The 604-nt window shown below is 66.2% G+C and carries 1 protein-coding gene; it reads right to left on the minus strand.

Going from position 1 to position 604, the window contains the following annotated elements; genetic code table 11:
- Position 1 precedes the first annotated feature (1 nt).
- Positions 2-604, minus strand: a 603-nt coding sequence (locus tag D452_RS0127045; protein ID WP_017547260.1) for an IS481 family transposase, incomplete at its 5' end; no start/stop codon positions are given.

The raw sequence follows: 604 nt of genomic DNA on the forward strand, positions 1-604 counted from the left end.
CCTAGGTGTACTGACCTGAGAGGTTAGGAACACGGGAAGCGGGAGGGCCGCTGATCGCGGTGTGGAACCGGTGGTGATTGTAGTGATGCAACCACCCCACGAACGCCTCCCGCTTCTCGGTCTCTGACCGGTAGGGGCGGGCGTAAGCCCATTCCTCGACCAAGATCCGATGGAACCGCTCTACTTTGCCGTTGGTTTGGGGCCGGTAGGGGCGGGTGCGCTTGTGCTCGACGCCTTGGCCGGTGAGCGTGTCCCGCCACAGGCGGGACTTGTAGCAGGACCCGTTGTCGGTCAGTACCCGCTCCACCCCGATACCCACCGAGGCGAAGTAGCTGTGGGCCCGCTGCCAGAACCCGACCGCGCTCTCCTTGGTCTCATCAGCCAGGATCTCTGAGTAGGCCAGGCGGGAGTGGTCGTCCACGGCGTTGTGCAGGTAGGCGTACCCGGCCTGGGACCGGTTCTTGCGGCCCTGGGCCCGGCCCAGCGTTTTGTGGCCGCCTCCGTCGGGGACGTTGCCGAGCTTCTTGATGTCCACGTGCACGAGTTCGCCGGGCTTGTCGCGTTCGTAGCGGCGTACGGTGCGCCCGGTGGCCCGGTCCTGGTG

The sequence above is a fragment of the Nocardiopsis prasina DSM 43845 genome (assembly GCF_000341265.1).
GTDB classification, from domain to species: domain Bacteria; phylum Actinomycetota; class Actinomycetes; order Streptosporangiales; family Streptosporangiaceae; genus Nocardiopsis; species Nocardiopsis prasina.